Raw genomic sequence first — 13,827 nt, forward strand, 5'->3', positions numbered from 1 at the left:
AAAGTGGAGCTGATTTCGACTCCGTCAAGGTTGGACGCGGACCGTTGAAGAGCTACCCCCCTCCCCCCGGGAACTTTTCCGTCGCCTTCCTGGGTATGAACCAGGCTGCCGTGGCAATTGTCGGCAAATCGCGTCTTCTTTGCCTTGCGTTGCCGGGTGCAGTTCAACTGGGGAGGAGCCTAGGCTCAGTTCGAAAATCAGTTTCAGCTATTTTCGCCTGGAAACCTTGTCAGCTGACAAGGTTCCACCGCGGTAATCTGGTCCCTAGGTCAGGTGGATTATCAAAATATCGCGTCACTACGAATCGGCGGATGCTTCGATCCGGGGAAAACCTTGTCAGCTGACAAGGTTTGGGTGCTGCGCCTTCTGGCGCATGTGATCCGTGACTGCAACCGTCTATGGCACGGCGTCAGGGCAGACCGGCGCGCCGCCCGATCACCCGCAACAGATGACGGACCGAAGGGGCGAGGCGATCCAGCCGGACAACGACGAGCACGTCGCCAGCGGCGAGCTCGCCGAGAGGTCTCGTCAGAACCGGTCTGGTCCGTGATGCAGCGGAGCCGTGCTCCTGAAAAATCCGCTCACAGCCGGCGGCACGCAACTCGTCTATCTGCGCGTCATGGACTTGATCGTCGGTCGAGACGCGGGCATAGCCAATAAGACGTTTTAGGGCTGGCGATGGATTGGCGGCTTGCCGTTTTGCCATGATTTTTTCACGCGTTTGTCAGGTGCTTTTGTACAAAAAAGGAACGCGTGAGAAAATGCCCCCTTGCAAGCGTGTTTCATGGCCAAAACAGAGTGCCGCCAAGCTCGAAAAGCGGTTTCAGATAGGCCAACATACCATAACCGTCGCGAAACCCGCTCTGGCGGGATCCATGGCGGAAATGCCTCACGAAATCGGAGGGGCGAGGGCCGAGGAAAGCCTACTTATCCGGAATGACAACAGAGAAATCTGTACCTGTCGGCAGAGGAGGGCGGTCACGAAAGCAGAGGCCGTTTGTGGATTTCCGCTCCCGATTTCGATTGAAGCGCTACATGGAAAGTTCTGCCCTTGATTTTTCAGCCTGCGGTTTCCACAAAAGAGCAGGAGAGGGGGCGCCTATCCGGTTGATACCACCATTGATACGGCCCGTGATTTACCATCGAGGATCCGGCCATTCCGCGTTTTCCCACGCAGCGAATTCTCTTGGAGATATCAGGTTCTTTTCGCCGTTCTTCAATCGCATAGGGTAGAAGTGGTCATACATCGGATCGAAACTCGAAAGGAGCTGCGCAAAGCCGGCCTTCCGTTGCGCTTTCGTCCATGAACAAAATATCCCCCCTCGGCTGTCGATCATCTCAAACACTGCAGGCTGTGCTGGATTAAGACGCTGCCAGAGATCGATAATATGCCCCGCCTGTGTGCCAAAGTCCTCGCGCAACGCATCATCAATGACGGCCTCCAGCGCATAAGTGATAGCTTGGGTCTTAGCTGTATGGTCGAGAAACGCGAGAGATTGCCTCAACAGCCTATGCTGCAGCATAAGGACAGGCCAGAGGATCTGGACACCATATCGGATGCCGATTTCTTCAAAATGTTTTGGCGGTTGAATAATTTCACGCTGTCGCTCATATGCTTTGCGTACATCGTAGGCCAAGCCAAGGAACGAGCCTTCCTTGTCTTTCACAATCGGGGAGCGCTCATTCACGTGATGGACGACTTCATGCAGCCAGGTCAGGGACGTGTAGTCCCCGATGAGAAGGATTCCGGCGTGATTCTTGAGCAAGTTGTGGGAGAGCATTCAGAACGATCCTTTCAATCGACAACAACCGCCAGATCAGTCCACCCATGGGTCAATGATGTCTATTCCAAAGCCTTCGAAATCCTTGGTGCCACGCGTCGCAAGGGTCAATTGGTGAGCGACGGCTGTAGCAGCAAATCAAGCCATCCATCAAGGCTAGCCCGCGACCACTTCACTTGGCAAGCGCCATGAGATTGCCCCAGGCGAAGGCGACTGGACCTGCCACCGGAATAGTCCTGTATTCGGAGCGTTGAGGGAGATCATGCGTGAGCCATTCGTCCAAGGCGTCGCGCTTTCGCCCGCTATCCATCAGCGCGACACCGCGACGAATTTCAGCACTGGAGACGATGCTGATGAAGGTTTGATCCTCGTCCAGCCCGTGAAGCCACGTTAGACCCCCTTCATCGAGTCGAGGCTTTGTAACTTCCGACAGAACATTCGTATCGAGAAGTAGTCTCATAAGGACAGGTCACGGGGCTCGTCGTGTTGTCTCTCAGTATCCACGTCGGCGCCGCGTAGAGGCGATGCCAACAGAAATTCTGCAAGCGATCCCCTTCGGGCAATTTTCTTCTGCCACTCTTCTGCAGAAACAACAACCACGCTCGGTTTTTCATTGCGGGGTATTGTCTGAGGCATCAACTGGGCGCGCTCAACGACTTCCGAAAGGTTTGCCTTCGCGCCAGCGACCGTCCAGTTCATATCATCGAGCGTTGATGCTCGCATCGTCTCACCTATAACCGGAAGAAATGACTATAATGCGTCAACGGCCTTCGTGAAAGTACTTGGTCAGCAACGGTTGCACGGTAATGCCCGTAAGCTTTGGTCAGATTTACGCGCAAGCGATCGCGCCGTCGCTGATATCTTCGGTCGTCTCGGCTGAAGCCTGCCCTGCTTCTGCACGTATCGATCATCGACTTCGGCAGAGGAGGTTAGGCCAGTCTGCGGAGAACGGTCAGAGAATCGGGCTTTCCGACCTCGCCGAGGTCGCCAAGGAGACCGGCTGAATTTGCGACCAGATCGCACAAGCCGGCGCGTCTGATGCTGCTCATGAGCGCCGCTACAGAATGCGTGCCGCACGCCCGCTTCGCCGTGTAGCGTTATTATAGTAGCTCGAAGCCTGCTGCATCGACCGGTGGCAGGATTGTTCCATCGCTTCGGGCAGAGGGATGCCGCGGTTGGCGGCCTCTGTCAAATATCCAGAGCGCAATCCGTGCGCCGAAAACTCCCCACTGTCCAACCCCGCCATCTCCGCCCGCTGCTTGAGGATCGCATTGACCGATTGCGGATCGAGCGCCCGCCGGGACACAGTACCCCAGCGCCCGATTCCCCTGAAGACGCTACCCTTGTCGATCCTGGCCGCCGCCAGCCAGGCATTCAACGCCTCGACCGGCCGCCCGGTGAGATAAACGACGTCGTCCTGCTCGCCGGTCGTCGTTTTGGTTCGACCAAGATGGATGGCAAGTGAGGGGAGGGGAGGACCGTCGGTCACCTCGATCGGTGGCTCGACTGTCAGCTGCTCGACGCGTAGCCCGGCGATCTCGCTGCGTCGACGGCCGCCGGAAGCAAAGGCGACCATCAGGATTGCCTTGTCGCGTAGATCGCGCAGGCTGTCTGCCTCGCACGTCGCCAGCAGCTTTGCCAGAACGTCGCCAGTGACGGCCTTTGCGCTCTTGCGCGCACGGGTTCGCGGAACGGCGCGCACGGCCAGACGAATGGCTGATTTAAGGGCAGGGGAGGCGAAGGCACCCGAAAGGCCGCGCCACTTAGTCAATGTTGACCAGCTGGCCAGCCGGCGTCGCACCGTGTCAGGCGCGTGCGGGCCGACGGATTTCAGGAAACCCTGACGCCTTAGATTCTCGTCGACATCATCAGGCATGCCGTGGTTGGGGTCGCTGGCGCGCTTTTCCGGATCCCACAGATGATGGGCGACGAATTTGAGCAGCAACGCCTCGGGCGCCGGCCAGGGCAGGGACTGTCCGGTGGCAGCGAGACCCCAGGCCTCGAGATAGGCAAGATCAGACGTCAGGGCCCGGAGCGTATTGTCGCCCATGCCCTGATTGACGAGATGCCGCAGCGTCTCGATGTCATCATCGGTCAACAGCTCGGCAAGCTCGTCGCGGCGTTCGAGCGGCAAAACGGACGCGATGGTATCGAGCTCTTCGGCGCGCCGCTCGACGGAGGTCTGTGATGTCTTCGCTTTCGTCACGATAGGCTCCGGAATCGCGGGTTTCGGCGGCCGCTGGCACCGTGATTTGCCCCGATTTTCCTCGATTTGCGCCGCGAAATCAACTACCATCGATAAGAGCTACTTATCGATGGTTAGAGCACCAACCGACGATCATACCATGTGAGGAACTCCAATATTCAGATAGAGTTTCTTTGATAAATCATTTACCATGATTTCAATGGCTTACGATCTCGCGAAAATCAGCACGACAGCCCTGGTGCGGCCGGCTTTTGACGCCGGTGTCGCGCTGACCCGTCTCGACGAGCGCATTGCCCGATCCCCGGTCGGCGCTGGCTTCCTCGAGCGTCAGAATTTCGGCGATGCCTGTGCCTCGCTGTGGATCGATGGCGAACTTGTCCATCTCGAAGACCTCGTCCTCCACGACGCGTTTCGCGATACCCGCACGCCAACCCACGAACTCACCATCGCTCGTGACGTGCTCCGCACCCGTCGGCGCATTTCTGGGCAGTCGCCGGATTGGGCGTTGTCCGCAGAGGGTATCCGAACGTTGCGACAAACCCAGGCGTGGGCTGGACCATCAGACGGTCCTGACAACGCTGCGAACGACCGCAGTATTCAGCCTGCACAAGTGGTAGAGCGGGAAGGGGAGGGGGATGATGATGATGGCGACGACAAAGATCTCCCGGGCGTGGACCTCGTGGCCATCGATGCCCTGCTAGCCCGATCTGACGCCGCGATCGAACACGCAAAACGCCCCGACCGGCCTGCGATCGACACCCGCGAGCGAGATACTCTCGTCTATGATCTCGACTGGGACGAGGATGCGCGGCTCGACGAATGGCGTGGCGTGCTGCACCGGGCCAACGAGTTGCCGGCGGTGCTGCAGGCGATCATTGCCCTCGATGCCTGGAACGAACTATCCGTCCTGCAGCACGCGCCATGGCTTGGCCGGTTGTTGGCCGCGTCGATCCTGCGCCAGGCCGGCGTTACCACCGGCGCCCATCTCGCGGCCATCAATCTCGGCCTCAAAACCATTCCCGTGGATCGCCGGCGGAATCGCGATCGGGAGACTCGGTTACTCGCCATCGCCCACGGTTTTTTGGCGGCCGCTGAGATCGGGATGAAAGAACATGACCGACTAGTGCTTGCTCGCCAGATGATGGAACGCAAATTGATGGGGCGACGGGCGTCGTCAAAACTACCGGAACTGGTTGAGCTGGTGATGGCAAAGCCGTTGGCGTCGGCGGGCATGGTGGCGAAGGCCCTCAACGTGACGCCGCAGGCGGCACGGCGGATCGTTTTGGAACTGGGCTTGCGGGAGATGACGGGGAGGGGGAGGTTTCGTGCGTGGGGAGTTGTATAGCGAGCCAAAGGTTTGGACCCCTACGCATTGCTTGTTCCCGTATCTAAGCGTGCAACAATGCGCTTATCCGTCGTCGGCATCGCTTACGATTTGTCATGATAACGCCGGGGGTCGTCATAATGGGCACGATTCAGTTCGTTGAGTTTCCGATTGCCGGCGCGCGCCCAGAGACTTCGCTTCGGCCAGGCCGCGAGGATTGTAAGGGAGAGTGGAAGTAAACATTTCGCGCTCAGGACCGGATCTTGCCCGCTGTCCGCGAGCAAGACGTTTTGGATATCGGTAAGTAATAAGGAGGGCGGGGATGCCAAAATTGCAGCAAAGCGACGTCAAGGCCTACATAGCGGATGGGACGATCTCATCGATCTCGATAGATACCGCCATCTTCGACAAATATGGATGCAATCTCACCCACGCGGTGCTCGCGCGCCTTGATCAGTTCAAGAAAGGCGGGGTGAATGTCATGCTGTCCGAGATTGTCGTCAAAGAGGTCATCAACCACATTGCTCGCGCCGCGGCCGAGACCCAACGCGAACTGAACGCTGCTCTGAAGCGGCACGATCGCAGGTGGGGCCTGAGTAAGGATCTCGCGACCCTAAAGGCCGAATTCCAGCTCAACGTTGATCCTGATGTCGCCGCTACTGAACAAGTGACCGAATATCTCGACTCCGTTGGCGCAGAAGTTATTCCGGGAGAGGGCGACGGAAACCTCGCGGCGGAAGTGTTGCGCCGTTACTTTGAGGTCTTAACTCCCTTTGAGGCGAGGGAAGCCAAGAAGCACGAATTTCCGGATGCGTTCGCTCTGCTCGCTCTCGAACAGGTGGCTTCCGCGCGCAAGACACTGATCGTATGCGTGAGCCCCGACAAGGGCTGGGCCGCGTTTGCCGCACAGTCGGACCATTTGGTCGTTGTTCCAGAGCTCGACCTGCTTTTGTCGTGGTTCAACGATCCTGGCAGGCACTTTGCGGAAAAGATCGTTGCGATCTGGACAAAGGGCGAGGCGAAAGACATTGAAGTCGAAATCGACCGGGGTTTCGAATATTACCTCGATGGCATCGACTTCGGCGTCAACGCTGATGCGCCGCTCGACTATGATGTCGAGCCAATGAGCGCGGTGCTGCAGCACATCTACAAGGATAAGATTGGGTCGCCCGCAGTTATCGCCGAGGACGACGACCAGGTGACTTTTTCCGTCAAGGTGGTTGCTAAGGTGGGGTTCGAGGCCGAATTTAGCTTCTACGCGCACGACTCGATCGATGGGGATAACGTCTCTCTGGGATCACGAACGCCATATACCGAAGACGACCTCACGTTCGATGTGACCCTGACAGTATCGAGGGAAATCGACGGCGGCGTGATCGAGGTTCTGGAGACAACGGTCACGTCGACAAAAGTTTCTGCGGACTTCGGCTATGTCGACCCGTTTCCGGACGATGATCCTACTCACGAGAAGTACTAAACGCGTTTTCAGCTCACAAAGATCGGGCTTCACGCCCTGGAAGACGTTGCAGGCGTTCTGTCGGTTCCCGGATCGAGATCGGCTCGGTAGTTAGCGGAATATCTTCCGCGCGATTGAAAGCGGTCCGGAGCGTGGCGATTTCGGCATCGATTGTCATCTGGCGGTTCGTTCTCCAGCAGGTACGCTGCCGGTAGAAACGCGCGCCAGTTTGGACAAGATGGAATGAGTGGCCTGATACACCCGCTGCGCTCGCTCATCCTTCGACAGAAGACCATCAAAGAATGTCGCGTATGTAGCAAATATGACATCGACTACATCATTCCTCATACGGTCCGCCCGCACATTGTCCGCGCCGCCCCGAGCGATCCAGTCAAGTGACCACACGAATGTTGCGACGGAATGGCGGAAGAGAAACGTGTTCTGGAGTTCGTCCACACTACCAACGCGGGGGGAAGCGCTCGGATGCGTACTCATCGCCATGAAAGTCAATTCTATGATGAACTTCATCGCTTTCTCGACCAGGGTGTCTGGGAACGGTTGATCCAATCTAATTGCTCTCAGCTCTTCCGCTCGAAAAGTTTGCCGCAACTCCTTTATCGCGCCCGGCAGGATCGGGGCACTCGCGAGAATGCGGTCCATCTGCTTATCCGCCGCGCGACCGCTCTCCAGGAGCTGACGCTGCATGAAGGCGTCTCCTTCCTCAGCGGCTTGTAGCCGCCGGCAAAAATTCGGAAAGTCACGAGTCTGGCGCTCTTCGATCATTCGCCGCTGAAGACCTCGCGCGCGTCCGGCAAGTGAGCAGATGCGTCCGGTCGTTTTCAGGACGATAATCTGCCGTGGAAATTCGCACACGATCTTCATGGAGCGGAAGATCGATATCAAGGTGTCGCCCTTGTACGCCTCCATGGCGGCATAATCGTTCAGTACCGCGAAGTTGTTGGTAGAGGCGCTCAGAAAAGACCGAAGCGCCTCCGATTGCATTGCGTTGCTGTCGACGACTTTCCGGCTCATCTTCTCGCCCATTGCGCGCGGGCAGTATTGTCGGCCATCGGCGAACTCGTGTTTCCATCGGCAGCGCCGGATCATTCGCCGGCAACCCGCGCTTAATATCGAACGGGTCGCCGGCATTGCCTTAGTTTGCAAGGTTCCAGAACCGCTCCATGTCGCGATATCGTCTAAGCTCGGTGATTTTGGTTGGTGATGTATTGCCAGACAAGACGAAATATCTCGGCCTGGTACCGAGCATCCTGCAAAGCATCGTGCGTGCCAGATTCTTGAGGTCTGAGATGCGCTGCGATTTTGCTCGATCGAGTGTCGCGCCAAGTGCACGCAGTCGAACCCATGTAGAGTGCTTTGATGTCGAGTGCGGTGAATCCGAACGGATTTTCGCCCAAGAACCGATGGAAGTAATAGTTTATAAACGACCAGTCGAAAGGAGCATTGAAGCCGACGAACACAATTGTCTCATCATCCTTCGCGATCTTCTGAAGCCATTCAGAAAATTGATTCATGGCCAGTTTGGGTTCCAAACCGTTTTCTGTCAGGTCCTGCAGTGACAAACCCGTGACCTCGAGTGCCTTCGGGTCGAACGCGTCGGTAATCGGCCTCAATGTGCAGGTGAAGACTTTCTCAGGTTCAAAAACTGAGCAAGCTCCGATCGACAACAAGCTATATTCGCCCGGTATCGGTCCTGAGGTCTCCACATCTACAGAAATGAATATCTCGGCTTTTTCGCTCATGAGATCAAAGGCTCCGCTGGAACAAGGGAGGGGCGATTGCGAATCGCGGTCCAGTGTTCTCTGAAAGTGCGTCTACGGTCTTCGGCGGTTCCGGAAGTCGCCCAATGCAGGCCGGAGAAGGTCGCAATATCAAAAGGTAGGCTTGCGCCTTTTCGCACTGTCACCATGGTGGGTAAGCTGCGGCCGAGGGCGTAACCCAATTCCAAGAAGCAATTGGGACGTTCACCAGTGATGTCAGCTATGACCATGCTGCTGCGATGAAGCTTGGCGAAGATTTCCTGGTCGATACGGGAGTGATCGTAAGCCTGCTGGCCATCGATGACAATCAGTCGGTAACCGAGTTCGTCCTCGACAACAGGTTTGACGACGATGTCAAAGAAGTTCTGGACGTCGGCGTAATCTTCATGGTCAGGGTTCAGCAGGCGAACAGCGAACGCTTTGGGACGGTCTAACGCTTCTAGCAGATCAATCAGCGCCGACACACGATCGGCGATTGGTTGACGCTTTGGAAAGCCAATCCGATTGATCCAGCTGTGCGCATCCCCATCATCGGCAATCTGGAAAAGGCGCCGAGTCTGACTGCTGGCAAGGCCGAAGCTGTAGAGACGGCGTGAGCCGGCATTTTCTGGACATAGTGGAAGGTTCAAGGGAACAATCGGCTTGCCGGCATCGTGATACAGGTTTGCCAGATAGAGGACGCCTTCCGTTCCGCCAAGTGTGATCAGAACATCCCCGAAGCGCGCTTGGGCTTCCATGCGCTTGCTGTTCATATTCCACTGTGCCGCGCTTTCGATCTTGACCAGCTGGGAAGCCCGGAGTTCATCCCACAAATCGATGTACTGTTCCGGGATCTGTTCTTCGGTTTTATGGTGCTGGACGGCGACGACAAACGGGCCGGGCACGTTCTGCGGGCGCAAGGTGAGATTGCTCCTGACGCTCCTCCAGACTAGCCAGTCGAAACAGATGGGCAACCCATCCGTTTTTCGCGTAGGTTCGGCATCAACGGGAATAACGAAGTTGGCGCCGCGTTTGACCAACTCCTTTACCAAGGCCGCAACGAGGTCGCGTGCGGCCTCGACGTCGGAGGTGGAGGCGGTGGTGAGATCATCGACGACGCTACCAGAGATATGAATCCGTCTACCGAACAGCGGGGAACGCACCATTACTTATCCTCCATGACGGGCGATGCATGCAGGCTGTTTGCGACAGCGGCGAGGTCGTCGAAAATCAATGCCCGATCTGGATAGGCTCGAGCGAGCGCAGCCGGGTACAGGCGTGTACGGATGTCGGAATAGGTCCAGCAAGGGCGCCCATCCCGGCTTGCCGTTAGCCGCACCAAATCGGCGAGATTTGCTTGTGTCAGCCCCAACCCTGCAAGGTCCATTTGAAAAAGCTGCTGGCGCTCCGCGTCCGAGGGCCGATTGAATGCCTCCACGATTGCCGCCCGGCGTCGCAGAGCAGGATCAAGGGCCGACAATCGGTTGGTACAAAGGATGACGACAATTCGGCCTCCATATTGCCGGAGGTCATCAATGCCCTGGATGAGCGTGTTTACCGCCACCTTGTCTTCATGGTGGCTATGATCCTGCGTACGCGATGCTGCCAGGCTGTCACCCTCGTCAATGATCAGGATAGCTCGTCGCGATTTGCCAGCCGCCTGGGTGACCTTTCGGAAGGCCTCCGCGATCAAAGTGCCCATCTCGCCGACCATGCCACTGCCGCGAACCCGATTGGACAGCTTGAACAGGATGGAGTCTGAACTCCGAGCCTCGGCGACCAGACGATTTGCGATGCATTCCGCTGTGGCGGTTTTGCCGGTGCCCACGTCGCCATGAAAAATGACCAAGGGATATTGCTCAGCCACCAGATCACAAAGACCCAGCTTGCCGCCGTGATGCTTGCGGTTCCAGTCCCCAAGAGCGCCAACGTTTAACAAGAGGCGAAGCTGGTCATGAACGCGGGTGTAGCGATTGGCAAAACCAAGCAACGTTTTTTCGCGCTTGACGAGACCTTCGTCCGGCAGTGCAAGTTCGCTGTCGAAAATGTTCTGTTGGGTCATGCGGCCCAATCCTTTCTCTGCATCCCGTAGGTGCTGCTGACATAGTTGCGGCCGCCTGAGGATGACAGGCTTGCATGGCTGGTGTCGTCATGGGACGTGGTCCAACCGATCTTCAGCTTTTTTCTGGTCGCTTCACGCGCCGTATCCGTATAGGCGCTGGTATAGCTGATCACGATGCGGAGTTTGGCATTGTCCACTCGCGGCCATAAAACACCACCAGGGCGGCTAGTCGTCAGAGTTCCGGCTGCCGTATCGACATCAAAGCGTGTGGCCTGGAGCTCTACGCCGTATTGCAAGAGCGTGACGTCAACCCAGGCGAGGTAACCTTCCTTGGCAAGGATCTCGATGTCGTGCGCGTATTCAGCAGCTTTTTCACTGGTCCAGGCACCAGTGCTGTTGGCGATCATGATGAGATCAGCCTTCACCCTTCGAACGACGTTTTCGATATCGGTCGTGGTATAGGTGGCTGAAGCGGTCGTTGTCTGGCTCATTTATTCCTCCACCTTGAAGCCCGGCCCGAAGATTTCCTTCCAAACCGAATTGTCGTTCTCCACCGATGCGAAATTGGCGGTTTCCCATGCCACCTGGGCGGCGGCGACTATTTCCTTTCGCTCAGCCTCCGAGATTCGGCTTGTCACGTTGTTTAGGCTGTAAACAGGATCGATAATCACGACAGGATCAGAAAATGAGCCGAGAGGAAGTGTGTTCTCTGGAAAGCTGATCTTGTCCTTCAGGCCGGACTGCGCAATGTAGAGCAGGAAATTGCGGAAGCGCTGTTCAATGCTGCCTTCTTTTCCCTGCGCAGCCAGCACATGCGCCATGATCAACTCGATGGCGAACGACTTGAGCGGCTTAATCTCGGCGTAGTTGCGCCACTTCTTGGCCATTCGCACCAGCGTCCGGAAGTCGCTGTCCTGGTTCTTGCGGTTCCGAACAAATTGGATCTGACAAGGCGCGCAGGTCTGCATTTTCGACCCGTCATGAATATCGAATTGCCATCCATAGCCCGGCCGACCTTCATCCTCGATCACTGGCACGATATCGACGCTGAGCCCTGTGCCGACGAAAGTCACCGTAGCGGCCTTCCGCTGGATCTCGAAATCCTCGACCGACTTGGTTGGATAGATCTTGATCAGGAGCTCGTAGATGGTCTGACTGAGGCTATCGAGTGTTTCCTTCGTCACGTCCTTTCCGGAAATATAGAAGACCACATCGACATCGACCGGGTCATAAGCCGTTTTACGCAGAATAGTAAACTTGGCAAAAGAACCTGCCTTCACAACCTTGGTGATTTTGATCTCGGTCTTGTCGCGAACGCTTTTGCGGAGTTCGTCGATCAGGCGATCGACCTGACCGTGATATTCCGTGCGTTTGTCGGTCGGCAGGCGAAGGATATTGCTATCGTAGTATCGGAATTCCGTGTTGCTTAGAGCCATTCGCCCCGTCCTTCCCGGTTGGTAGTGCGTACGAACCGGAAGCGGGCCGGCATCCCTACATGTCGCTCGATCGGGCCGACAGAGCGACGCTTAAAGCGGTGACCTAAATTAGGTCAGATCACGACTCGACTATTTCAAGAGGTCTCGGTTTACAAAATGCAGAAAAAATTCTATTTTGTAAACCACCAACGCAGGAGGCGGACATGATTGGAAATAAACTGAAAGTCGCTCGGACGGCTTCGGGGCTGTCCTTGCGCGCACTTGCCGCCGCAATAGGCGGCATTGTGTCAGCACAGGCGATCGGGAAATACGAGAGGAACGAGGATATGCCGAGTTCTCGCGTACTCATGGCGCTCGCGAAAGCACTGAAGGTTTCGGAAGAGTCTCTCCTCAGTGAAGACGAGCTTTCGCTTGAAGGTGTGGATTTCCGAAAAAAGGCCGGCACGTCCTCAAAGGAGGAGGCCGCACTAGAGGCGCGTGCCATCCACATGCTGGAGCGATATCTTGCTGTTGAGGACCTCCTGCATATGCGTAGTGTCGAGTGGGAGCAGCCGAGAAGTGCGCCTCATCCTGTGGCGGAAGTGCGCGATGCCGAAGATGCCGCACGTTCCGTCCGGGAGGATTGGGGGCTTGGGAATGATCCCATTCCGCAACTGGCTGAATTGCTAGAAGAAAGGGGGATAAAGATTCTATCGCTCGACCTTGACAACGTCGATGGCCTCGCAGCGAAAGTGCGCCGAAAAGACCGTGACGCAGCGCGCGTGATTGTCATCAAAAGAAGCACATGGTCGGAGCGCAAGCGTTTCAACCTAGCGCATGAACTCGGACATATGATCATCGCCCCAAGTGGTGGTGTCGATGAGGAAAAGGCTGCTCATCGTTTTGCCGGCGCGTTCTTAATGCCGGCTGATGTCTTACGCGCAGAGGTTGGCGCGCATCGATCATCGATCAGCATCGGTGAACTCGTGGAACTGAAGAAGCGCTTCGGCGTCAGCATTCAGGCGCTGGCTTATCGATGCAAAGATCTTGGCATCATTAGCCAATCTTCCTGCGCGCGTCTGTTCAAGGTGTTCGCCGAAAGAGGTTGGAGGGATGCTCCTTATGAAGAGCCCGAAAGCATGAAGCCGGAATTGGAGGAGCCAAGGCGGTTCGAGCGCCTTTGCTATCGTGCTTTGTCAGAAGGAGCGATTGGTGAATCCCGTGCTGCTGAATTGCTTGGCATTTCAGTTCGTGAGCTCGACAAGCGCCTGGATCAAGTCGCGGTGTGATCTATGGCTGTTCTTGTATCAGACACTTCGGTCCTGATTGACCTCGAAAGAGCCGCGCTTCTCGACGAGATGTTTCTCCTACCATTCGAATTCGCGGTCCCCGATCTGCTCTATGATCGGGAGCTCGCGGGCGAGCTTGGAGACAGGTTGGTGGGACTAGGGCTTCGTATCGAAGAATTGACATCAATCGAGCTTCGCCGCGCGACCGTGATCAACCGACAGTATTCTCGCCTGTCTGCGCCGGATACTTTCGCCTTCGCCATTGCGGAAAGCCGAAAATGGGGGCTGCTAACGGGTGACGGTGTGCTCCGGGAACTTGCTGTAACCGAGCGGTTGGAAATGCACGGTGTCTTGTGGCTGTTTGACCAGTTTGCGGACGGAGACCACGTACCAATTGAGCATCTTCATGGCGGACTGAGCAAACTTGCGGGTCACCCGAGGTGTCGACTTCCGGTTAGTGAAGTGCGAAAACGGCTGGCGCGTTTTTCCCCGGGAAAAAAGTGAACAACGAGGAGAATTCAGTTCTCCAGTTTTGAT

14 protein-coding genes and 2 pseudogenes are annotated in these 13,827 nt (G+C 56.5%); 4 read left to right on the top strand and 12 right to left on the bottom strand.

All coding sequences use genetic code 11. From position 1 onward, the window contains the following. Positions 1 to 433: 433 nt before the first annotated feature. The 5 genes and pseudogenes from V6S97_RS21625 to V6S97_RS21650 all read right to left on the bottom strand — a co-directional run. Positions 434 to 706 (bottom strand): annotated as a pseudogene (locus tag V6S97_RS21625) (recombinase family protein); the annotation flags it as partial. 430 nt (positions 707 to 1,136) lie between these two features. Further along, positions 1,137 to 1,781 (bottom strand): DUF6904 family protein, encoded by a 645-nt coding sequence (locus tag V6S97_RS21630; RefSeq protein ID WP_334427708.1) that lies wholly within the window; start codon positions 1,779 to 1,781, stop codon positions 1,137 to 1,139. A 36-nt stretch (positions 1,782 to 1,817) separates the two neighbouring features. Beyond that, positions 1,818 to 2,241: pseudogene (locus V6S97_RS21635) on the bottom strand (type II toxin-antitoxin system VapC family toxin). After that, on the bottom strand, positions 2,238 to 2,504 hold the full coding sequence (locus tag V6S97_RS21640; protein WP_334427709.1) for a type II toxin-antitoxin system prevent-host-death family antitoxin: 267 nt from the start codon (positions 2,502 to 2,504) through the stop codon (positions 2,238 to 2,240). Before V6S97_RS21640 ends, V6S97_RS21635 begins: the two are co-directional and overlap by 4 nt. A 334-nt stretch (positions 2,505 to 2,838) precedes the next feature. Beyond that, positions 2,839 to 3,987, bottom strand: a complete 1,149-nt coding sequence (locus tag V6S97_RS21650; RefSeq protein WP_334427710.1) for a site-specific integrase — start codon at positions 3,985 to 3,987, stop codon at positions 2,839 to 2,841. Between the two features lie 190 nt (positions 3,988 to 4,177). Between V6S97_RS21650 and V6S97_RS21655 the strand changes: the two genes are divergently transcribed. Together V6S97_RS21655 and V6S97_RS21660 are read left to right on the top strand one after the other, a co-directional pair. Continuing rightward, complete coding sequence (locus tag V6S97_RS21655) at positions 4,178 to 5,332, top strand: RHE_PE00001 family protein (RefSeq protein ID WP_334427711.1); 1,155 nt, start codon at positions 4,178 to 4,180, stop codon at positions 5,330 to 5,332. A gap of 301 nt (positions 5,333 to 5,633) precedes the next feature. Further along, entirely contained in the window at positions 5,634 to 6,788 is a 1,155-nt protein-coding gene (locus tag V6S97_RS21660) for a PIN domain-containing protein (protein ID WP_334427712.1), read from the top strand. A 13-nt stretch (positions 6,789 to 6,801) separates the two neighbouring features. On the opposite strand, the gene V6S97_RS21665 is transcribed toward V6S97_RS21660, so the two are convergent. The 7 genes from V6S97_RS21665 to V6S97_RS21695 form a co-directional block, all read right to left on the bottom strand. After that, positions 6,802 to 6,945 (bottom strand): hypothetical protein, encoded by a 144-nt coding sequence (locus V6S97_RS21665; RefSeq protein WP_209948029.1) that lies wholly within the window; start codon positions 6,943 to 6,945, stop codon positions 6,802 to 6,804. Beyond that, entirely contained in the window at positions 6,942 to 7,799 is an 858-nt protein-coding gene (locus tag V6S97_RS21670) for a hypothetical protein (protein ID WP_334427713.1), read from the bottom strand. Before V6S97_RS21670 ends, V6S97_RS21665 begins: the two co-directional genes overlap by 4 nt. 164 nt (positions 7,800 to 7,963) lie before the next feature. Next, positions 7,964 to 8,527, bottom strand: a complete 564-nt coding sequence (locus V6S97_RS21675; protein ID WP_209948025.1) for a 3'-5' exonuclease — start codon at positions 8,525 to 8,527, stop codon at positions 7,964 to 7,966. Further along, positions 8,524 to 9,690, bottom strand: coding sequence for a hypothetical protein (locus V6S97_RS21680; protein ID WP_334427714.1), 1,167 nt, complete (start codon positions 9,688 to 9,690; stop codon positions 8,524 to 8,526). The genes V6S97_RS21675 and V6S97_RS21680 overlap by 4 nt, the downstream gene beginning before the upstream one ends. Then, complete coding sequence (locus V6S97_RS21685) at positions 9,690 to 10,586, bottom strand: ATP-binding protein (RefSeq protein WP_334427715.1); 897 nt, start codon at positions 10,584 to 10,586, stop codon at positions 9,690 to 9,692. The genes V6S97_RS21680 and V6S97_RS21685 overlap by 1 nt, the downstream gene beginning before the upstream one ends. Next, a complete protein-coding gene (locus tag V6S97_RS21690) occupies positions 10,583 to 11,077 on the bottom strand; it encodes an HORMA-1 domain-containing protein (protein WP_209948019.1) in 495 nt (164 codons plus the stop codon). The genes V6S97_RS21685 and V6S97_RS21690 overlap by 4 nt, the downstream gene beginning before the upstream one ends. Next, positions 11,078 to 12,022: a CBASS oligonucleotide cyclase gene (locus V6S97_RS21695; protein ID WP_334427716.1), complete on the bottom strand. Its 945-nt coding sequence runs from the start codon at positions 12,020 to 12,022 to the stop codon at positions 11,078 to 11,080. 203 nt (positions 12,023 to 12,225) lie between these two features. Here V6S97_RS21695 and V6S97_RS21700 point away from each other — a divergent pair, with 203 nt between their 5' ends. Together V6S97_RS21700 and V6S97_RS21705 are read left to right on the top strand one after the other, a co-directional pair. After that, entirely contained in the window at positions 12,226 to 13,290 is a 1,065-nt protein-coding gene (locus V6S97_RS21700; RefSeq protein ID WP_334427717.1) for a helix-turn-helix domain-containing protein, read from the top strand. A 3-nt stretch (positions 13,291 to 13,293) separates the two neighbouring features. Then, positions 13,294 to 13,794 (top strand): hypothetical protein, encoded by a 501-nt coding sequence (locus tag V6S97_RS21705; RefSeq protein ID WP_334427718.1) that lies wholly within the window; start codon positions 13,294 to 13,296, stop codon positions 13,792 to 13,794. Positions 13,795 to 13,827: the final 33 nt, after the last annotated feature.

The sequence above is a fragment of the Agrobacterium sp. CCNWLW155 genome (assembly GCF_036888815.1).
Taxonomy (GTDB): Bacteria; Pseudomonadota; Alphaproteobacteria; order Rhizobiales; family Rhizobiaceae; genus Agrobacterium; species Agrobacterium radiobacter.